This is a genomic window from [Clostridium] aerotolerans DSM 5434, from assembly GCF_000687555.1.
GTDB classification, from domain to species: Bacteria; Bacillota; Clostridia; order Lachnospirales; family Lachnospiraceae; genus Lacrimispora; species Lacrimispora aerotolerans.
Genome location: NZ_JHWJ01000005.1, coordinates 209,748 through 228,156, shown reverse-complemented (window position 1 = coordinate 228,156; position 18,409 = coordinate 209,748). Strand labels below are relative to the sequence as shown.

At 41.6% G+C, this 18,409-nt stretch carries 21 protein-coding genes; 19 read left to right on the top strand and 2 right to left on the bottom strand.

Going from position 1 to position 18,409, the window contains the following annotated elements; genetic code table 11:
- Positions 1 to 41 precede the first annotated feature (41 nt).
- The 8 genes from rimO to T546_RS25535 are packed head-to-tail and all read left to right on the top strand — an operon-like array spanning position 42 to position 6,355.
- Positions 42 to 1,382 (top strand): 30S ribosomal protein S12 methylthiotransferase RimO, encoded by a 1,341-nt coding sequence (gene rimO / locus T546_RS0109440; RefSeq protein ID WP_026891395.1) that lies wholly within the window; start codon positions 42 to 44, stop codon positions 1,380 to 1,382.
- Positions 1,366 to 1,908, top strand: coding sequence for a CDP-diacylglycerol--glycerol-3-phosphate 3-phosphatidyltransferase (gene pgsA / locus T546_RS0109435; RefSeq protein ID WP_024835816.1), 543 nt, complete (start codon positions 1,366 to 1,368; stop codon positions 1,906 to 1,908). Before rimO ends, pgsA begins: the two co-directional genes overlap by 17 nt.
- A gap of 5 nt (positions 1,909 to 1,913) precedes the next feature.
- Positions 1,914 to 3,161, top strand: coding sequence for a competence/damage-inducible protein A (locus T546_RS0109430; protein ID WP_026891394.1), 1,248 nt, complete (start codon positions 1,914 to 1,916; stop codon positions 3,159 to 3,161).
- A 23-nt stretch (positions 3,162 to 3,184) separates the two neighbouring features.
- A complete protein-coding gene (locus T546_RS0109425; protein ID WP_026891393.1) occupies positions 3,185 to 4,525 on the top strand; it encodes a hypothetical protein in 1,341 nt (446 codons plus the stop codon).
- A complete protein-coding gene (locus tag T546_RS0109420) occupies positions 4,503 to 4,835 on the top strand; it encodes a hypothetical protein (protein ID WP_242842212.1) in 333 nt (110 codons plus the stop codon). Before T546_RS0109425 ends, T546_RS0109420 begins: the two co-directional genes overlap by 23 nt.
- 7 nt (positions 4,836 to 4,842) lie before the next feature.
- Entirely contained in the window at positions 4,843 to 5,736 is an 894-nt protein-coding gene (locus T546_RS0109415) for a DUF2953 domain-containing protein (RefSeq protein WP_026891391.1), read from the top strand.
- Between the two features lie 17 nt (positions 5,737 to 5,753).
- A complete protein-coding gene (locus tag T546_RS0109410) occupies positions 5,754 to 6,164 on the top strand; it encodes a GerW family sporulation protein (protein WP_026891390.1) in 411 nt (136 codons plus the stop codon).
- A gap of 53 nt (positions 6,165 to 6,217) precedes the next feature.
- Positions 6,218 to 6,355 carry a hypothetical protein gene (locus T546_RS25535; RefSeq protein ID WP_013272624.1) on the top strand — a complete coding sequence of 46 codons (138 nt, stop codon included), beginning with the start codon at positions 6,218 to 6,220 and terminating at the stop codon, positions 6,353 to 6,355.
- Positions 6,356 to 6,501: 146 nt separating this feature from the next.
- Here the strand turns inward: T546_RS25535 and rpmB are convergent, their stop codons facing one another.
- On the bottom strand, positions 6,502 to 6,687 hold the full coding sequence (gene rpmB, locus T546_RS0109405; RefSeq protein WP_024835822.1) for a 50S ribosomal protein L28: 186 nt from the start codon (positions 6,685 to 6,687) through the stop codon (positions 6,502 to 6,504).
- 168 nt (positions 6,688 to 6,855) lie between these two features.
- Here rpmB and T546_RS0109400 point away from each other — a divergent pair, with 168 nt between their 5' ends.
- From T546_RS0109400 to T546_RS23210, 10 genes are all read left to right on the top strand, one after another.
- Positions 6,856 to 7,212 carry an Asp23/Gls24 family envelope stress response protein gene (locus T546_RS0109400; RefSeq protein WP_024835823.1) on the top strand — a complete coding sequence of 119 codons (357 nt, stop codon included), beginning with the start codon at positions 6,856 to 6,858 and terminating at the stop codon, positions 7,210 to 7,212.
- Positions 7,213 to 7,226: 14 nt separating this feature from the next.
- Entirely contained in the window at positions 7,227 to 8,897 is a 1,671-nt protein-coding gene (locus T546_RS0109395) for a DAK2 domain-containing protein (RefSeq protein WP_026891389.1), read from the top strand.
- Between the two features lie 80 nt (positions 8,898 to 8,977).
- The gene (gene recG, locus T546_RS0109390) at positions 8,978 to 11,029 is read left to right on the top strand and encodes an ATP-dependent DNA helicase RecG (RefSeq protein WP_026891388.1); all 2,052 of its coding nucleotides are present in this window, start codon (positions 8,978 to 8,980) and stop codon (positions 11,027 to 11,029) included.
- A gap of 33 nt (positions 11,030 to 11,062) precedes the next feature.
- On the top strand, positions 11,063 to 11,758 hold the full coding sequence (locus tag T546_RS0109385) for a DUF975 family protein (RefSeq protein WP_026891387.1): 696 nt from the start codon (positions 11,063 to 11,065) through the stop codon (positions 11,756 to 11,758).
- Positions 11,759 to 11,901: 143 nt separating this feature from the next.
- Complete coding sequence (locus tag T546_RS0109380) at positions 11,902 to 13,752, top strand: leucine-rich repeat domain-containing protein (RefSeq protein WP_026891386.1); 1,851 nt, start codon at positions 11,902 to 11,904, stop codon at positions 13,750 to 13,752.
- Between the two features lie 40 nt (positions 13,753 to 13,792).
- Positions 13,793 to 14,410 (top strand): uridine kinase, encoded by a 618-nt coding sequence (udk, locus tag T546_RS0109375; RefSeq protein WP_026891385.1) that lies wholly within the window; start codon positions 13,793 to 13,795, stop codon positions 14,408 to 14,410.
- Positions 14,411 to 14,572: 162 nt separating this feature from the next.
- Positions 14,573 to 14,776, top strand: a complete 204-nt coding sequence (locus T546_RS0109370; RefSeq protein WP_024835829.1) for an alpha/beta-type small acid-soluble spore protein — start codon at positions 14,573 to 14,575, stop codon at positions 14,774 to 14,776.
- Between the two features lie 194 nt (positions 14,777 to 14,970).
- Complete coding sequence (gene rsmD, locus T546_RS0109365; protein WP_026891384.1) at positions 14,971 to 15,525, top strand: 16S rRNA (guanine(966)-N(2))-methyltransferase RsmD; 555 nt, start codon at positions 14,971 to 14,973, stop codon at positions 15,523 to 15,525.
- 19 nt (positions 15,526 to 15,544) lie between these two features.
- Entirely contained in the window at positions 15,545 to 16,033 is a 489-nt protein-coding gene (gene coaD, locus T546_RS0109360; RefSeq protein WP_026891383.1) for a pantetheine-phosphate adenylyltransferase, read from the top strand.
- 21 nt (positions 16,034 to 16,054) lie between these two features.
- Positions 16,055 to 16,636 (top strand): vacuolar family H+-ATPase subunit H, encoded by a 582-nt coding sequence (locus tag T546_RS23210; protein WP_051629703.1) that lies wholly within the window; start codon positions 16,055 to 16,057, stop codon positions 16,634 to 16,636.
- Here the strand turns inward: T546_RS23210 and T546_RS0109350 are convergent.
- Complete coding sequence (locus T546_RS0109350) at positions 16,593 to 17,519, bottom strand: nucleoside recognition protein (RefSeq protein WP_026891382.1); 927 nt, start codon at positions 17,517 to 17,519, stop codon at positions 16,593 to 16,595. The genes T546_RS23210 and T546_RS0109350 overlap by 44 nt on opposite strands.
- Positions 17,520 to 17,570: 51 nt before the next feature.
- Here T546_RS0109350 and T546_RS0109345 point away from each other — a divergent pair, with 51 nt between their 5' ends.
- A complete protein-coding gene (locus tag T546_RS0109345; protein ID WP_034598677.1) occupies positions 17,571 to 18,380 on the top strand; it encodes a M23 family metallopeptidase in 810 nt (269 codons plus the stop codon).
- Positions 18,381 to 18,409: the final 29 nt, after the last annotated feature.

The window sequence follows — 18,409 nt, the reverse complement described above, 5'->3', positions numbered from 1 at the left end:
GGCTTTTCTCATATACGAATATTTACGACAGGAGTTTTAGGATGAAATTATTATGTGTTTCACTGGGCTGTGACAAGAATCTGGTAGATACGGAGATGATGCTGGGCCTTTTAAATAAAGACGGATATACCTTTACCGATGATGAATATGAGGCAGATGTTATTGTAGTCAATACCTGCTGTTTTATCGGAGATGCAAAGGAGGAAAGCATCAATACCATACTGGAGATGGCTCAAAGAAAGGTAGACGCAAACTGCAAGGCACTTATTGTAACAGGCTGTCTTGCTCAGCGATATAAGCAGGAGATCATTGATGAGATTCCGGAAGTAGATGGAATTCTTGGAACTTCCACCTATGACGAGATTTCCAATGTGTTAAGGGAAGCTTTAAGCGGTGTAGAACACGTACAGCGTTTCCACGATTTAGACGGAATTCCAGAGATGGAAACTGGACGAGTTCTTACCACCGGAGGTCATTATGCGTTCCTTAAAATTGCAGAAGGCTGTGATAAGCACTGTACTTACTGTATTATCCCTACCCTTCGTGGAAACTACCGCAGCGTTCCTATGGAAAGACTTATAAAGGAAGCACAAGAACTGGCTGAAAAAGGGGTAAAAGAGCTTATCTTAGTTGCACAGGAAACCACACTTTACGGTGTGGATCTCTATGGCAAAAAGTCTCTTCCTGAACTCTTAAAGAAGCTTTGCCGTATCTCAGGCATTCAGTGGATCAGAATTCAGTATTGCTATCCGGAAGAAATTACGGATGAGCTGATTCAGACCATGAAGGAAGAAGAGAAGATCTGCCATTATCTTGACCTGCCGATTCAGCATGCCAGTGATCGTATATTAAAGCGCATGGGACGAAGAACGACTCAGGATCAGCTTCGTGGGATCGTGGAAAAGCTTAGAAAAGAAATCCCGGACATTGCCCTTCGAACCACACTTATTTCCGGTTTCCCTGGTGAAACAGAGGAAGACCATGAAGAACTCATGGGATTTGTAGATGAGATGGAGTTTGAACGTCTTGGAGTGTTCGCTTATTCTGCAGAAGAAGATACACCAGCGGCTGATTTTCCGGATCACGTAGATCAGGAAGTAAAAGAAGACCGCCGTGATGAAATTATGGAGCTTCAGCAGGAAATTTCCTTAGAGCATTCAGAGTCTATGATCGGAAAGACAGTTGAAGTTATGATCGAGGGCAAAGTAGCAGATGAAAATGCTTATGTAGGACGTACTTATATGGATGGACCTGGTGTGGATGGTATGATATTTGTCCAGACCGGTGTAGAACTGATGTCAGGTGATTTTGCCAGGGTTCGGGTTACCGGAGCTATGGAATATGATTTGATGGGAGAGTTGGAAGATGAATTTACCGAATAAGCTAACGATTTTAAGGGTTATCATGATTCCGTTTTTTGTTTTATTTCTTCTGTTAGAGGGTGGCACAAATGTTACTTACCGCTGGATCGCGGCCGCCATATTTGTGATTGCAAGCTTTACGGATATGTTAGATGGAATGATTGCAAGAAAATATGGACTGGTAACGAATTTCGGAAAGTTTATGGACCCGCTGGCAGATAAGCTTCTGGTCTGTTCTGGCCTGATTTGTTTTACCGCATTGAATCAGCTTTCTGCCTGGATTGTTATTGTAATCATAAGCCGGGAATTTATCATCAGCGGATTTCGTCTGGTGGCTTCTGATAATGGCGTCGTGATTGCCGCAAGCCAATGGGGGAAATTTAAAACAGTTTCCCAGATGGTCATGTCTGTACTTCTTATTGTAAATATACCGCTGCTATCACCGGTTACAGCCGTATTTATCTGGCTTGCAACCATACTTACGATCGTATCGCTGGTTGATTATATTGTAAAAAATTATAAGGTTCTTACAGAAGGGAGCATGTAATCATTATGGTTGTCGAACTTGTTTCAGTTGGAACGGAGCTATTGCTCGGAAATATTGTAAATACGAACACCCAGTACCTTGCACAAAAGTGTGCTCTTTTGGGATTATCCATGTATCATCAGGTGACGGTAGGTGACAACCGGGAACGTTTGTCCCAGGTGATGGAGACTGCCTTAAATCGCTCGGATGTTGTAATTTTAACCGGCGGTCTTGGACCTACGGAGGATGATCTGACAAAAGAGGTCTGTGCTGAAGTTATGGGATTTTCATTGGAAGAAGATGCCCATACGAGAGATCGGATCAGCGAGTATTTTAAAAACAGTATTTATAAAGAGATACCGGACAACAACTGGAAACAAGCCATGACCCCTCAGGGGGCCATGGTTCTCGATAACCACAATGGTACGGCTCCTGGGCTGATTATGGAAAAGGACGGGAAAACAGCTATTTTACTGCCCGGACCTCCAGGTGAATTAAAGCCTCTGTTTGAGGAACAGGTATTTCCTTATTTACAAAAGCGCCAGCCGGAAGTGATTCGTTCCCAGATGATTAAAATCTGTGGTCAGGGAGAGAGCCAGGTGGAAGACAAGCTGCTTGATTTAATTAGTGGCCAGTCAAATCCTACCATTGCTACCTATGCCAAGACGGCCGAGGTTCATTTACGGGTCACTGCCAAAGCTTCCAGTGAAGAAGAGGCAAAGGAGCTTTTAAAGCCGGTTGTAAAAGAGATTAAGAGCCGTTTCGGTAATGATGTCTATACCACGAAGGAAGAAGAGACCTTAGAAATGGCAGTGGTCCGACTTTTGAAAAAACATGAATTAACAGTGACAACGGCAGAATCCTGCACAGGCGGTCTGATTTCAGGCCGTATCGTTAATGTGTCGGGAGCCTCCCAGGTGTTTCGGGAAGGGTTTGTCACTTACTCCAATAAGGCAAAGAGAAAGCATCTCAATGTAAATAAAAGCACTCTGAAAAAATACGGCGCTGTCAGCAAGCAGACAGCAAAAGAGATGGCCTTAGGCGGTGTCTTTGCTACAGGTGCGGATGTCTGTATTGCCGTGACAGGAATTGCAGGACCAGTTTCCGAAGGGGAGAAGCCTGTGGGACTGGTGTATATTGCCTGCTATCTGAAAGATAAGGTGAAGGTGGAAGAATACCACTTTAAAGGAAATCGTGAGAAAATCAGAGAGCAGTCAGTTGTGAAGGCTCTGGATTTATTAAGGCGGTCGATTCTAGCCAATTACAATACGTGACAGATTCCGAAAGGAGATATAATTTGGATACCCGATTACTGAAAAAACAGATGACAGCAGCTTACCAGTACTCCTATGTGAGGCTTGCGCTGAATTACTATACTCTATTTGAAGCTTTAGAAGAAGAGACTCTTGTTTCCCCGCATATTTCTGATTGCAGTGTACGTCTGAACCAGCTTCTTTCTGATCATTATTCCGGTGGGGACGTACTGGAGGAAGTTTTGAAGCTTAGAGAAGATATTACTGGTAAGGTTGAGGTAATGACTTCCTATGCAGATTGCTTTCAGATTTATGAATACGTATTAAACCGTATGGAGAGAAAATTTAAGTCTATGCCAGAAAGCTCTCTTTCTGATAATGAGTTTGCAAAGCGTTTAATGGAGTACATTACCGGATCCAGCGAAACGGCTGTGATGAATGGAAGAATCAAAGAGGTAATTGGTCAGTTACCGGTCCGTTTGACAAAACAGAAATTTTTCAGTCTGGTTATGGAGGGGCTGTCGGTATATATCGGTTCTTCTATGGAAAGCCTTAAAGATATGATGTATACACTCCGCACGGAATCCATGGCACAGCTTCCAAAGGATATGGGCCAGGAATATGAGGAGTTCTTTCAGCTTCTGGAACAGCTTCGAAGGACGGATTATAAGAATATGGCATCAGAAGGCTTTGAGGAGGCTATGGATAAGCTTTTAGATGCTTCCGAAGGGCTTACAAAGGAATCTGGTTTTTATGTGATGATTCAGGAAATTGTCAATGATTTTTGTGTTCTTTTAATGGCTGGAAGAGATGCTGTTGTGGATGTGAAGGAAGAGGAGCTTTACTCCTCCATTGTAAAAGAAGTTCTGGAACAATTCCATAAGGGGGAAGGTTCTTTTGGATCCGATGAGCTTTTTCATAAGCTCACTCAGATGGAAGGCCGACAGGAAGCGTTCTTTGAACGGTATTTAAAGACTGAGCTTCCCCAGGAGAGTGAAGAATGGAACCGGGATCCGGATTATATAAGAGCAGTTAATGTAGACCGGCTGCTGTCCGGAAGCAGTTTTGCAAAATTAAAGTACTTATCTTCTCAGGAAGAAACCGAAAAGACAGAGGAAGGGGTATTGGTAGACCGTATTTCTCTGGAAAAAGAAGCAGGTGCGTATTTTAAAGAACTGGAAGAAATCTTTGCCGGGTCTTCCAAACAAGTGGTGCGTGCCATAATGGCGAAGGTTTTATCAGACCTTCCTGTGTACTTTAATTCGATGGATGAAATTCAGTCGTATATCACAGGAAGTCTTACAAGCTGTCTTGATGAAGCGGAAAAAGAAACCTGCAAGGAATTATTGGAAGAGCTGATGGATGATGAAAATAAGCTGGTTTAACCGTCTGTACGTAGGCGAAAAGGCCAAGAAGAAACGGTACAAAATTATACAGGGAATTCGTAAATCAAAGCCAAGACCTGATATTTATGTGATTATGCCCGCTTCAAATGGGAATAATATACTTGATATCTACCCCACTGCGGAGCTGTTTGCCCCATTTTTTAAGAAGAACGATATTCTTATATTAGGCATTGCGGCCGATTACTGGGAAGCATTGGAGGTGGCCGGGCGAATGGTTCATGACATGTACCGGATAACAGGTGGCTTCGATCTATCCGCCTTTTTGGAAGAGGAAGCCGGTAAGGTGTGAGGTGTCCATGCTTCATATAATTTTATTGATATTAAAAATCTTAGGACTTCTTTTGCTGGTCATTCTGGGACTTCTTTTGGTGGTTCTTCTGGCCGTGCTTTTTGTACCTGTCAGGTATCGTGGTTCTGGTTCCTATTATGGGGAAGGAAAGGGAAGTGTCGGTATATCCTGGTTGCTACATATCCTTTCCATACGGCTGCGGTATGATAAGAGCCTGACGGTAACGGTTCGTTTATTCGGATTTCGGATTTTAAAGCAAAAAAAGCTGGACAGAGAGCTGGAAGAAGCAGAAGATATTATGGTTCATGCCATGGAAAGAATCGAGCCGGAGCCTGTAAAGGATGCCAAAGAGATGAAGGAGGAAGTTCGGGAAGAAATAAAGGAACGTCCTGAAAACATTCCACCAGCCAAAAAAGTAGTGAAAACAAAAAAAACTCCCTTTTATAAGACATGGTGGGAGAATGTGAAGCGAAGAATCCTACGGTTTTTCGCAAAACTTAAGTTTTTTTTTCACAGAGTATATGATACACTGAAGACAGTAAAAGAAAAAAAAGATGAAATTTTTTCCTGGATCAACAATGAGAATAACCAGAAAACAGTAAAGCTGCTTTTAAGGCAAGGGAAAAAACTCATCCGTCACGTTCTCCCCTTAAGGGGAAAAGGAAGTATTACATTTGGATTTGATGACCCTTATCTGACAGGTCAGGTGTTGATGTATGCAAGTGTGGTCTACCCGTTTTGTCATAAGCATCTTGATTTATATCCGGTCTTTGACAATGCGGTGTTTCAGGCAGAAGGAACATTTCGCGGAAGGATTCGGCTGGGCACAGTGCTGATCATAGGACTGCGTATGCTGATGGATAAAAACTTCAGAATTCTGTTGAGGAAATGGCTTCGATAAAGGAGGAATTGCTTTCGATGGCAGAGAATAATTTTACATCTACGGTAGAAGCCCTGTTTAAAGGGATGGATGCCTTTGTAGCGACGAAAACAGTAGTGGGAGATGCAGTTAAGGTTGACGATGCAATCATTCTTCCCCTGGTTGATGTGACCTGTGGCATGGCTGCCGGTTCTTTTGCAGAAAATGCAAAACAGCGGGGAGCGGGCGGAATGCACGCAAAGATGAGCCCCAGTGCCGTTCTTATTATTCAGAATGGAGTAACAAAGCTGGTGAACATCAAACAGCAGGATGCAGTTACCAAGATCCTTGACATGGTTCCTGATTTTGTGAATAAGTTTGCGGGAGGCTCAAAAGAAGTCTCTTCCGATGCGTTAAAAGTAGCAGAAGAAATGGCTGCCGCACAGGAGAAGGAAAAAGGAGAGGAATAAGCAGGGGATAAGCCGCATAGGATATCATATAGCTGAATGAATTGAGGGATGATATGAGAAGAGTATGCGGGCTTATGCTGTTCTGTTTCGGAGCAGGTATGGCGATCCTGCTATTTATCCCGGCGACAATCGTTACGATCTTGTTCATTATTGGATGTCTGGTATTGGGATATAATCTGTTCTGCTGTTGAGAGAGCATTGCCATAAATCATAAAAGGGGGACTGGTCATGAGAAACCGTCCCCCTTTAAAAATTTATTATATAGGGGAGTTCGTAGAACTTTCCTATATAATAAAAAAAATACCCCTGACTGTAAACAGCCAGGAGTTTCCTTCGATTAAGCTCTTTCAACTAATCCGGATCTTAAGCAGGAAGTACATACGTACATCTTCTTAGAGCCGCCTGTAACCTTCACCTTAACGGACTTTACATTTGCTTTCCACATCTTATTAGATCTTCTATGGGAATGGCTCACTGCGTTACCAAAGTGAGCAGCTTTTTCACAAATTGTACATTTAGCCATGATTGCACCTCCTTAAAAGCTACTTGGATTTTTTATGGTTGAAAAATCCACAACAAGTGTATGATAACAGAAAACACCATGATTTGCAAGTGAAAATTAAAAATTTGTTTCTTTTTTTGGAAAAATCATGTATAATCAAAACAGACAGAAAGAACGGAGGTAGAGACTATGAAGGGTTATATCAATAATAAACTGGGCGAAATCCAGGTAAGCCCTGATGTTATCGCTATGTATGCCGGAACTACTGCGGTAGAATGCTTCGGTATTGTCGGTATGGCGGCTGTCAGCATGAAGGATGGACTCGTAAAGCTTTTAAAGCGGGAGGGCCTGACTCACGGAATCAATGTGAATATTCAGGACAACCATATTATCATTGATTTCCATGTAATTGTTGCATATGGAATCAGTATTTCTGCAGTAGCTGATAATCTGATTGAAAATGTAAAATACAAAGTAGAAGAATTCACCGGAATGACGGTAGATAAAATTAACATCTACGTTGAAGGCGTAAGAGTGATCGATTAAGGAGGAAACTACCTGTGGGTATGAAGTATATAGACGCCAAAATGCTGCAGAAGGCATTTCTGGCAGGTGCAAAAGGGCTGGAAGCCAAGAAAGAATGGATTAATGAATTAAATGTGTTTCCAGTACCGGATGGAGATACCGGAACGAATATGACCATGACAATTATGTCAGCGGCCAAAGAAGTTGCCGCCATTGAAAATCCAACCATGGAAACTTTGGCAAAAGCAATTTCTTCCGGTTCTTTAAGAGGAGCCAGAGGAAACTCAGGCGTAATTTTATCCCAGTTGTTCCGTGGCTTTACAAAAGAGATATCCGGAACAGAGCAGGTGACCACAACAGTTTTAGCCAACTCTTTTGTAAGAGCTACGGAGACTGCTTACAAAGCAGTAATGAAGCCGAAAGAAGGTACCATTCTTACCGTTGCAAAGGGTATGGCTGATAAAGCGGCAGAACTGGTGACTGAGACAGAAGATGTAATCGAATTTTGCCAGAAGGTGATTGAACACGGAGATTACGTTTTAAGTCAGACTCCTGAGATGCTCCCTGTATTAAAGCAGGCAGGCGTTGTGGATTCCGGCGGACAGGGACTCATGCAGGTAGTAAAGGGAGCCTTTGACTGCCTTATGGGTAAAGAGGTTGACCTTTCTGTAGAAGGAAGCAGCCAGCTGTTCCAGACCAGAACGGAAACCGCTCACCTGGGAGATATTGATATTAAATTCGGCTATTGTACCGAGTTTATTGTTAATCTGGAAAAACCATATGACGAAAAGACTGAACTGGAATTCAAAGACTATTTAGAATCCATTGGTGATTCTCTTGTAGTCGTTTCTGATGATGATATGATAAAGGTTCATGTTCATACCAATGATCCCGGGCTTGCTATTCAACGGGCTCTTACCTATGGTTCTTTATCCCGTATGAAGATTGATAATATGAGAGAAGAGCATCAGGAGAAGTTAATTAAAGAGTCAGAAAAACTGGCGGAGCAGCAAAAAGCAGAAAGAGAGAAAAAGGCGGAGCCAAGAAAGCCTTATGGATTTATTTCTGTTTCTGCAGGTGAAGGGCTTGATGAGATTTTCCGTGGTATCGGAGCCGATTATCTCATTGAAGGCGGCCAGACCATGAATCCAAGTACAGAAGATATGTTAAATGCCATTGACCGTGTTAATGCTGATACGGTCTATATTCTTCCAAATAATAAGAATATAATCCTGGCAGCTGAGCAGGCAAAGGGACTGGTAGAAGATAAAAAGGTAGTTGTGATTCCGTCAAAGACCATTCCTCAGGGAATTACTGCAATCATCAATTTTGCGGCAGATCTTTCTCCGGAAGACAATGAAAGAAATATGATTGAAGAGATGTCCAGAGTAAAAACCGGACAGATTACTTATGCAGTGCGCAATACTGTGATTGACGACATAGAGATCAAGGAAGGCGATATCATGGCTCTAGGTGATCAAGGCATTCTGGCAGTTGGAAAAGACATAGAATCTACTGTGCTCCATTCCCTTAAGTCAATGGTAGAAGAAGAATCTGAGCTTGTTACTATTTACTATGGAAAAGATGTAAAGCAGGACGATGCCAATGTGTTAAAAGAGAAAGCAGAAGAGATTTTCTCTGCCTGTGAAGTAGAGCTTCACGCTGGTGGGCAGCCCATCTATTATTATCTGATTTCAGTGGAATAAGGTGTATTATTTCCCGGGCAGACGGGATTTCGTCTGCCCGGATTTTTGCTATTTAAAATGAACCTGGAGGTGTATGTTCCATGAACCGTGAACCCATTGATACCTTAAAGGGAATTGGAGATAAAACCGGAAAATTGTTTTACAAAGTGGGAGTGGAAACGGTAGAAGATCTCCTGGAATATTATCCAAGAGCTTACGATACCTATGAGGAACCGTCCTTGATTGGAGATTTAAAGCCGGACCGTGTCATGACTGTGGCAGGAATGCTTTATAAAACTCCGGATGTAAAGCGTTACAGTCATATTCAGGTAATCACAACGACTCTAAAGGATTCTACGGGAACCCTTGCTTTGACCTGGTATAATATGCCTTATCTTCATTCCACCCTAAAGGCTGGCATGAGGGCAATTTTCCGGGGAAGGATCGTAAAGAAAAGCGGCCGCCTTACCATGGAGCAGCCAGAGGTGTTTACTCCGGAGGCTTATGAGCAGGTCGTTCACTCCATGCAGCCGATTTATGGACAAACCAAGGGACTCAGCAATAAAACGGTGGTCAGAGCTGTAAAACAGGCCTTGGAGAATCGTATGATGGTCCGGGATTATATGCCTGCTGATTTAAGAAAGAAGCATGAACTGGCGGAATATAATTTTGCCATTGAACATATACATTTTCCGGAAGACCGGAAAGAACTGCTGTTTGCCAGAAAAAGACTGGTATTTGATGAATTCTTTTTATTTTTAATGGCGGTCAGGAGACTAAAGGAGCAGAGAGAGGATAAAAAAAGTAAGTTTTCTTTCCAGCTTTCTTCTACTGTGGAAGAGATAAAAGAAAGCCTTCCTTATTCGCTGACAAAGGCCCAGGAAAATGTGTTAAAAGAAGTTTATAAGGACATTTCCGGAGGCCAGGTAATGAATCGTCTGGTTCAGGGTGATGTTGGATCCGGTAAGACCATTATAGCCATTCTGGCACTTTTACAAGCTGCTTATAACGGATATCAGGGAGCTCTTATGGTACCAACTGAGGTATTGGCAAAACAGCATTTTGAATCCATGACTGAGCTCTTTGAGGCTCATGGAATTGAGAAGGTACCCATTCTTGTTACCGGATCTATGACCGCAAAGGAAAAGAGGATTGCTTATGAAAGAATTGCTTCTCACGAAGCCGATATCATTGTAGGCACCCATGCTCTCATTCAGGAAAAGGTGGTATATGATAAGCTCGCCCTTGTAATTACGGACGAACAGCATCGGTTTGGTGTGGGGCAAAGAGAGATGCTTGGAAAAAAAGGAGAAGAGCCTCACGTGCTGGTCATGAGTGCAACTCCTATTCCACGGACTCTTGCCATTATTATTTATGGGGATCTGGATATTTCAGTCATTGACGAATTGCCAGCCAACCGTCTCCCAATTAAAAACTGTGTGGTAGATACGGGATATCGGAAGAAAGCCTATGAATTTATTCGCCAGGAGGTTGCTGCCGGCCGTCAGGCCTATGTAATCTGCCCCATGGTGGAAGAGAGTGAGATGATTGATGCGGAAAATGTAGTGGATTATACAAAGGTCCTTAAAGGAGAACTTCCAGGCATTGCAGTGGAATATCTCCATGGGAAGATGAAACCAAAAGAAAAAAATAAGATCATGGAGAGATTTGCCGGCGGAGAGATCAAGGTCTTAGTATCCACTACTGTAATTGAAGTAGGTGTCAATGTACCGAATGCTACTGTAATGATGATTGAAAATGCAGAACGGTTTGGCCTGGCTCAGCTTCATCAGCTAAGAGGAAGAGTCGGCCGTGGAAAACACCAGTCCTATTGTATCATGGTTAATGGTTCCGACCAGGACGGAACTAAGGAGCGGCTTGATATTCTAAACAAATCAAATGACGGCTTTTTTATTGCTTCTGAAGATTTAAAGCTTCGTGGACCTGGAGATATCTTTGGTATCCGCCAAAGCGGTGATCTGGAATTTAAGCTGGGTGATATTTTTACGGATGCCAATATATTAAAGACGGTATCTGAGGAAGTAAAGCTGTTGTTTCAAGGTGATCCGGAGCTTCATAAAGAAGAGCATTATGAGCTTAAGATTCGGTTGGAGGAGTATCTGGCTAAGAGCTATGATAAGCTGAATCTATAATAGAATCATTCATAGTGAGAAAGGAGGCGTGTAATGGATAGAAGAGAGTTAAAGATGGGAGCAAAGGAAGCCATGAGAGTTGCGGCAATCAGCCCATATGGTGTAACTATTATCTATGGTATTATCATGTTCATCATATCTGGTGTTCAAAAGGCTCTCGATGATTGGGGAATGATATTATTTCAGACGGGAGAATATGAAGACCTATCCCAATTATCATCGTATGTACTTATCAGCCTTGGATTTTTTATAATTTATTTTTTATTTTCCTCAATTCTTGATTTTGGATACCAATTGCTTTGTCTGAAGTTTTCCAACAGGGATTCTTCTATGTCCTATAGTGATCTTTTCATTGGAATTCGGTATCTGTTTAAAGTCCTTGGTTTATATTTTATGATGTTTATTTTTACCGTATTGTGGTTTTTGGTGTTTATTGTACCAGGTATTATTGCAACTTACCGCTACTCCCAGGCTGTATTCATATTGGCGGAGAATCCGGAAAAGGGAATTCTGCAGTGTATCAGGGAGAGTAAGGAAATGATGATCGGTCATAAATTTGAATATTTTGTTCTTGAACTGTCATTCATTTTGTGGTTTCTGTTGTTGTTTGCTACATTTGGCCTGGCATCTATTTATGTTAATCCATATGTAACAGTAACAAAAGCTAATTATTATAATGCCATAAAACCCAAAGCAGCTGTAGACTATGAATATACTGCGTTTACATAGAATGATGAGAGGTTCAGTTCTTGCTTTTAAGAACTGGACCTTTCTTTGGTGACAAATAAGTCTTTAAAAAGAATTGAATATAACCATTGATTCTGCTAGAATATGTATGGTAAATATTTGAAACAGCATTTAGGGAGTTTGAGATGAAAATAACAGAATTAAAGTGTAAGTCCTGTAATGGTACCTTAAGGATTGATGAAAAGAATCCCCATATAGCGGTCTGCGAGTATTGTAACACAACCTATGCCATAGAATCAGATCACGATGACAATGTGCACTTTTCCCATGAAAAGGACACAGGTTCATCGGTCCAGGCGGAGAGAGTAAACTCAGGAGCTGGAATTCTACCCAGGATTTTGTTGTTGGTCCTTGTATTATTTATAATTAATGTGGCAGTCAGAGGTATCTTTTTCAAATCTGGGGCGGACAAAGGGGAAAGAGCAGTTCAGGCCACTGTTGATAGCAGTCAGACCTCTGTAAAACCCTTATCAGGGCCTCTTGGTATGATGGCAGAGACTGCACTTGGCCGTCCTGCCCAGGAACTGACAGAAGAAGAACTGTCTAAGATTAAATGGCTCAACATTACATACACAATAGACGATCTTCAAATAGGATACAGCCTTGATAATCCTTATGAAGATACAAACGCGCAGCTTACATGGCTTTCATATCCAAAAGAAAGCGGAACATTTGATTATGATCTGGTGTCACGATTTACTGGTCTTAAAAAGCTTGAGATGAGCGGATATGTAAATAAAGAATCTTTAAAGGGTCTTACTTTAGAAGGAATCAGCTGTAATTTGGATTCTCCCTTAAAACTGGCAGAAATATATCCTGATGTATCAAATTTAAAAGAGGTCCAATTTGTATCAGGCCTATACAATCTGGAAGGGTTGGATCAATTTAAAAATCTTGAGAGTCTTACTATTAATGGTGTAAATTTAAATGAGATTAAAACGCTGGTCACAGCCAAGTCCATAAAGAGCTTAACCATTAGAAACGGAGACAGTATCAACGATTTTTCCGTACTTTCCGTACTTCCTAATCTTGAAACGCTTTCTCTGGAATCAGAGATGATCCGGGATTTAAGCTTTTTATCAGGCCTTACAAACTTAAAAACCTTTTCATTAAAAGATGCTAAGATTTTAGAGGTTAACGAACTTAGAAATCATTCTGGTCTAACGAATCTGACCATTACAGATTGCGATGAGATAAAGGATTTAAGCGGAATAGAGGGACTTTCGGGGCTTAAGGAACTTTTTCTGGAAATACCAAGTAATATTCCGCAGCCGGATATGACACATTTCCCGGGAATCATGAAACTCACTTTAGTTCGAGCTTCTGATGTAGGCTTTTTAAGTTCCATGACTTCATTGGAAGAACTGAATCTGGATCGTTGCAAGGTGAACAATCCTGATGTTTTTGCCAGCCTTACAAATTTGAAAAAACTGACCTGCGGATGGTTATCCGGTAGTTTTCAAAATTTAAATTTTGTATCATCCATACCGTCTCTTGAATATCTCAATGTAAGCGGAATGACGACGTATGAAGATATTTCCAATATATTCCAGGTACCATCGATACAGGAACTATATTTAAATGGAGTAGAATGTGAACTCAATTTTGATAAAATTCAGCCTACAGAAACTTTGAAGATATTGGAAATGGATGGTGTAAAGTTATATAAGAACGTAAAAGTATCCGGCGGTAACGGTATCTATTCCGTCGATTATGATAAGGTAGTTCTTGACGAACACAAAGATTTTTTTGCGAAATTTCCAGGACTTAAGAAACTTAGTTTAGCAGATAATACTCTTACAGGGATTGAATTTGCTTCTTCTCTTCCCTCGCTGGAAGAAATTAACATCAGTGGAAATTATGTATCAGATTTAAAACCATTACAAAATTTAAATCAATTAAAAAAGGTTGTATGTACAGATAATCCCATTGGGAATGACCGGGTACTAAGCGATAGCGTTACCATAGTTAGATAAAAATGAATATGATCCAAAAGAGTTTAAAGGAGTGCGAAAGATGAAAAGTGTAATAATAGGTATTGCCGGAGGAACCGGTTCAGGAAAGTCAACCTTTACGAATCGGTTAAAGGAGGCATTTAGCGACAATATAGCAGTCCTTTATCATGATAATTATTATAGAAAGCAAGATGGAGTTCCCTTTGAGGAAAGAAAGAAGATGAATTACGATCATCCGGAGGCATTTGAAACAGAGCTTTTATTAAATCAGTTAACCATGCTGCGGGCAGGAAAAGCAGTGGAATGTCCGATCTATGATTATTCCATGCATAACCGTTCCGATGAAGTCGTAAGAGTGGAGCCAAAGAAAGTTATATTAGTAGAAGGAATTTTAGTCTTTGCGGATGAACGTTTAAGAAATATGTTTGATATTAAAATATTTGTAGAGGCAGATGCGGACGAACGGATTCTGCGCCGTGTGATCCGGGATGTCAAAGAACGGGGCAGAGATATAGAAGGAGTTGTAGAACAGTATCTTACAACGGTAAAGCCCATGCATTATCTTTATGTTGAGCCTACAAAGCCGCTTGCTGACGTGATTATTAACAGCGGAATGAATGAAGTGGCATTTCAGCTTATGCGGACAAACATTGAAAAAATGCTGTCATCTGAATCATAAATGTCCATTGCGTAAGAATGGTTATGAGGGTTAAAAAATTTCCTAAAATTTTCTAGTGTATTTCATTCTGTTTCAGCCATAATAGGAGTGTAGCACAAAACACACCATGTAAAAAAAACAAACGAACACATGGTGAAATAGATGAAAAGGAGGCATTTTATTATGTCAGGAAAATCTAACACTACAAATGTACCAGAGGCAAGAGAAGCAATGGATCGTTTCAAAATGGAAGTAGCAAACGAATTAGGTGTTCCGTTAACCAATGGATACAACGGTAACTTAACTTCCGCACAGAATGGTTCTGTAGGCGGTTATATGGTTAAGAAAATGATCGAATCCTATGAGAGACAGCTTGCAGGTAAATAATCTGTAAACAAAAAAAGAAAAGTGGAGCCGCAGCCTGGTAAATATGAATTTATTTACAGGGGCTGCGGCTCCTTTTCTTTGTAAATTTTTAAGACTGAATAACTTATAAATTTAAGAATCTCAGGACAAAATCTTGTTGTATATCTTTAGGTTTCATACTATAATAGTTTGGATAAATAAAGTGAGGAATTCTAATGAGAGTGATTGCAGGAAAAGCCAGAAGGCTTTTATTAAAAACAATAGAAGGTCAGGATACCAGACCTACCACAGACAGAATCAAAGAAACGCTTTTTAATATGATAAATACAGACATGGCTGATTGTTGTTTTCTGGATTTATTTTCTGGTAGCGGTGCCATTGGAATTGAAGCATTAAGCCGTGGAGCAAGATTTGCAGTATTGATAGAGCAAAATCCAAAAGCAGCGGAATGCATCAGGGAAAATTTGAAGACAACCAAGCTGGAAGACGGCGCAATTGTCATGAACTGTGATGTTTTAACAGGCATCTCCAGAATGGAAGGAAAGGGATATGTTTTTGACTATGTTTTCATGGATCCCCCTTATAACCTGGAATGGGAAAAAAGAGTTTTGGAAGCACTTATAAATTCAACCATGATAGATGAGCATACCGTCATTATTACAGAGGCATCTTTGGAGACTTCGTTTGATTATCTGGAAGACATGGGATACCAGATGGTAAAGGAAAAGACTTATAAAACGAACAAGCATATTTTTATAGAGAAAAAGTAATAGGGGAAAAGAGAAGCATATGAGAAAAGCAGTATATCCGGGAAGCTTTGATCCGGTGACCTTTGGCCATCTGGATATCATTGAACGTTCGGCCAGAATGTCCGATCATTTAATTATAGGAGTTTTAAATAATAATTCAAAAACGCCGTTGTTTTCTGTAGAAGAACGTGTTAATATGTTAAAGAGTCTAACCAGAGATTTAAAGAACGTAGAAGTAACAGCGTTTGGAGGACTTTTAGTTGATTTTGTACGAGCCAATCAGGCGGATGCGGTTGTCCGCGGGCTTCGCGCTGTAACAGATTTTGAATATGAATTGCAGATTGCACAGACCAACCGCGTCATAGCACCGGAAGTGGATACTGTGTTTTTGACGACGAATCTTAAATATTCTTACTTGAGTTCCAGCATTGTGAAGGAGATTGCCGCTTTTGGCGGAGAGATAAACGCGTTTGTGCCGGAAGAAGTAGCGGAACGTGTGATGAAGAAAATGGAAGATAGAATGAAATAAAAGTAAGGAGTGTTCGAATTTATGATGAGTAGAATTGAGCAGTTAATTGGTGAAATTGAAGAATATATTGATAGCTGCAAGTATCAGCCCCTGTCTAACAGTAAGATCGTGGTGAACCGGGACGAGTTGGAGGAGCTTTTGGTGGAACTGCGCCTTCGTATCCCGGATGAGATCAAGCAGTATCAAAAAATCATCAGCAACCGGGATGCAATTATGAACGAAGCACGCCAGCAGGCGGATTCCATATTGGCCCAGGCCAATGCTCAGACCAATGAACTGGTCAATGAACACGAAATTATGCAGAAAGCCTATGCCCAGGCCAATGAAATCATTGAGCAGGCCAGCCTGCAGGGACAGCAGATCGTAGAGAAGGCTGTGGCAGATGCAAACGGAATCAGACAGAGCTCTGTCCAGTATACCGATGATATGCTTAAAAGCCTGCAGACGATTATCAGCCATTCCATGGAAGGCGCACAAGGCCGTTTTGATGCATTTATGACTTCCATGCAGTCAAGCTATGATATCGTTTCCTCAAACCGTCAGGAACTGACCGGAGCCGTTATGGGAACGGAACAAGTGCCGGAACCCGGGACAGCAGAATAAACAGGATAATGGTTAGGAGGCAGTGAAAAGCCTTCCATGCTACATAGTGCCGGATGGATAATCCGGCATTTTTTATGACACTCTTTGTCTGAAAGATTCCGGAAAGTCCTCCGAAAGCAGAAGCGGCTGCAATCCAAAATCCGCATAAAGCGCCTGGAAAGGCTTCTGAAATGGCCTTGATTCCCGTGGTGATTTCCACAAAACCAAGTATCACTGCCTTGTACTTTGGTGCTTCCATGGGAAACTTTGTTATGTAAAGAGCAAGAATGGAAAACAGCATGATGTAGCCGCCTATTTTAACCATGACCTCGCAGGAGTCCATCAGACTGTCATCAAAGGAGCGCTGGGCCTTTTTACTTACCGGCAGGGAGCGTTCTGGTTCTTTCACCTGGTAAAGTGCCTTTGCAGCCAGTGAGACAGGAAATATGGGAAGGTAAACAGAGAGAAGAAGCAGTGAAACCGGAACCTGGGCGGGCAAGGCGGAAGCAGCATAGCCAAGTAAAAACATGGGGCTGGAGTGATTGCAGATGGCAAGAAGGTATCTCCCTTCCTTATTTGAAATACGGCCGCTGTCCATAAAGTCGCTGCAGGTTCTTGCGCCCATGGGATAACCGCACAGGAGACCGGATACCAGGGCATAGCTTCCAGCATCAGACAGGCAGAAAAACCGGTGCAAAAGTTTTTTTACCGGAAATATCAGAATATGAATCGCATTTAAGGTCACAATGACATTGGAACAGATCATAAAAGGCAATAGTGTAGGAACCACCACAGAGCCCCACAGAATAAGCCCATTTTTTGCTCCTTCGTAAGCGATGGACGGCCGGAACAGGAGAAAAAGCAGGGCCGCTACGGAAAGCAGACGGAAAAAGGATTTTTTCATGTGCACCTGAATAAATTGTTTTATATATTTATATGAGGGGGCGTGACCGATATGATGGTGATTCTTTTTTTGATTCTGATCCTGTCCATATTCCATGTGACCATGATCGATTATTTATATAACAATCCAACCTTTTATCAGCTGAATGCATATACTTGGGAAAGTGAGGATTTCAGGAGCTTAAAGCTTGGAAATATGGTTGCCGACTGGAATACCATTGATTACGATGTGCTGACCTCTCTTATGGTAGAGCATCAGTACGACTTAACTAAGGTGAAGGACAAGGACAACCATGGAAGCCAGCTGCGGAAAATAAAGCCTCAGGAGTACCGTAAGCTTAAAAATGCGTATATCACTTTGCTGGGGGATCTTAAGTTCTTTCCGGTACCACTGAATACGAAAGGGGATGCACCTGAAATAACCTATGAAAATGGCTGGATGCAGCCAAGGACCTATGGCGGGGACAGAGGACACGAAGGGTGTGACATTATGGGAAATAAAAAGCCCAGAGGTTACTATCCGGTGGTGAGTATGAGCGATGGCGTGGTGGAAAAGGTGGGCTGGCTCAATAAGGGTGGCTGGCGGATTGGAATCCGGGCACCAGGAGGGTCGTACATTTATTATGCCCATCTATATGGATACAGCAAAGAATGGAAAGCAGGGGATCCTGTGAAGGCGGGAGAACTGTTAGGATTTATGGGAGACACAGGATATAGTGAGATTGAGGGGACGACAGGGAATTTTGATGTCCATCTTCATGTGGGGATTTATTTAAAAACAGACCATAATGAGGAGATGAGCGTCAATCCCTTCTGGGTCCTTAAGTATCTGGAAAAATACCGGTTGAAATATTCCTATTAGTATATTAAGATTGCTTACATAGACAGGAA

What these genes read in the sequence shown, in the direction of transcription:
- rimO (WP_026891395.1), top strand. Translation starts at nt 42, where the DNA reads ATGAAATTATTATGTGTTTCACTGGGCTGTGACAAGAATCTGGTAGAT.
- pgsA (WP_024835816.1), top strand. Translation starts at nt 1,366, where the DNA reads ATGAATTTACCGAATAAGCTAACGATTTTAAGGGTTATCATGATTCCG.
- T546_RS0109430 (WP_026891394.1), top strand. Translation starts at nt 1,914, where the DNA reads ATGGTTGTCGAACTTGTTTCAGTTGGAACGGAGCTATTGCTCGGAAAT.
- T546_RS0109420 (WP_242842212.1), top strand. Translation starts at nt 4,503, where the DNA reads ATGATGAAAATAAGCTGGTTTAACCGTCTGTACGTAGGCGAAAAGGCC.
- T546_RS0109415 (WP_026891391.1), top strand. Translation starts at nt 4,843, where the DNA reads ATGCTTCATATAATTTTATTGATATTAAAAATCTTAGGACTTCTTTTG.
- T546_RS0109410 (WP_026891390.1), top strand. Translation starts at nt 5,754, where the DNA reads ATGGCAGAGAATAATTTTACATCTACGGTAGAAGCCCTGTTTAAAGGG.
- T546_RS25535 (WP_013272624.1), top strand. Translation starts at nt 6,218, where the DNA reads ATGAGAAGAGTATGCGGGCTTATGCTGTTCTGTTTCGGAGCAGGTATG.
- rpmB (WP_024835822.1), bottom strand. Translation starts at nt 6,687, where the DNA reads ATGGCTAAATGTACAATTTGTGAAAAAGCTGCTCACTTTGGTAACGCA.
- T546_RS0109400 (WP_024835823.1), top strand. Translation starts at nt 6,856, where the DNA reads ATGAAGGGTTATATCAATAATAAACTGGGCGAAATCCAGGTAAGCCCT.
- recG (WP_026891388.1), top strand. Translation starts at nt 8,978, where the DNA reads ATGAACCGTGAACCCATTGATACCTTAAAGGGAATTGGAGATAAAACC.
- T546_RS0109385 (WP_026891387.1), top strand. Translation starts at nt 11,063, where the DNA reads ATGGATAGAAGAGAGTTAAAGATGGGAGCAAAGGAAGCCATGAGAGTT.
- T546_RS0109380 (WP_026891386.1), top strand. Translation starts at nt 11,902, where the DNA reads ATGAAAATAACAGAATTAAAGTGTAAGTCCTGTAATGGTACCTTAAGG.
- udk (WP_026891385.1), top strand. Translation starts at nt 13,793, where the DNA reads ATGAAAAGTGTAATAATAGGTATTGCCGGAGGAACCGGTTCAGGAAAG.
- T546_RS0109370 (WP_024835829.1), top strand. Translation starts at nt 14,573, where the DNA reads ATGTCAGGAAAATCTAACACTACAAATGTACCAGAGGCAAGAGAAGCA.
- rsmD (WP_026891384.1), top strand. Translation starts at nt 14,971, where the DNA reads ATGAGAGTGATTGCAGGAAAAGCCAGAAGGCTTTTATTAAAAACAATA.
- coaD (WP_026891383.1), top strand. Translation starts at nt 15,545, where the DNA reads ATGAGAAAAGCAGTATATCCGGGAAGCTTTGATCCGGTGACCTTTGGC.
- T546_RS23210 (WP_051629703.1), top strand. Translation starts at nt 16,055, where the DNA reads ATGATGAGTAGAATTGAGCAGTTAATTGGTGAAATTGAAGAATATATT.
- T546_RS0109350 (WP_026891382.1), bottom strand. Translation starts at nt 17,519, where the DNA reads ATGAAAAAATCCTTTTTCCGTCTGCTTTCCGTAGCGGCCCTGCTTTTT.
- T546_RS0109345 (WP_034598677.1), top strand. Translation starts at nt 17,571, where the DNA reads ATGATGGTGATTCTTTTTTTGATTCTGATCCTGTCCATATTCCATGTG.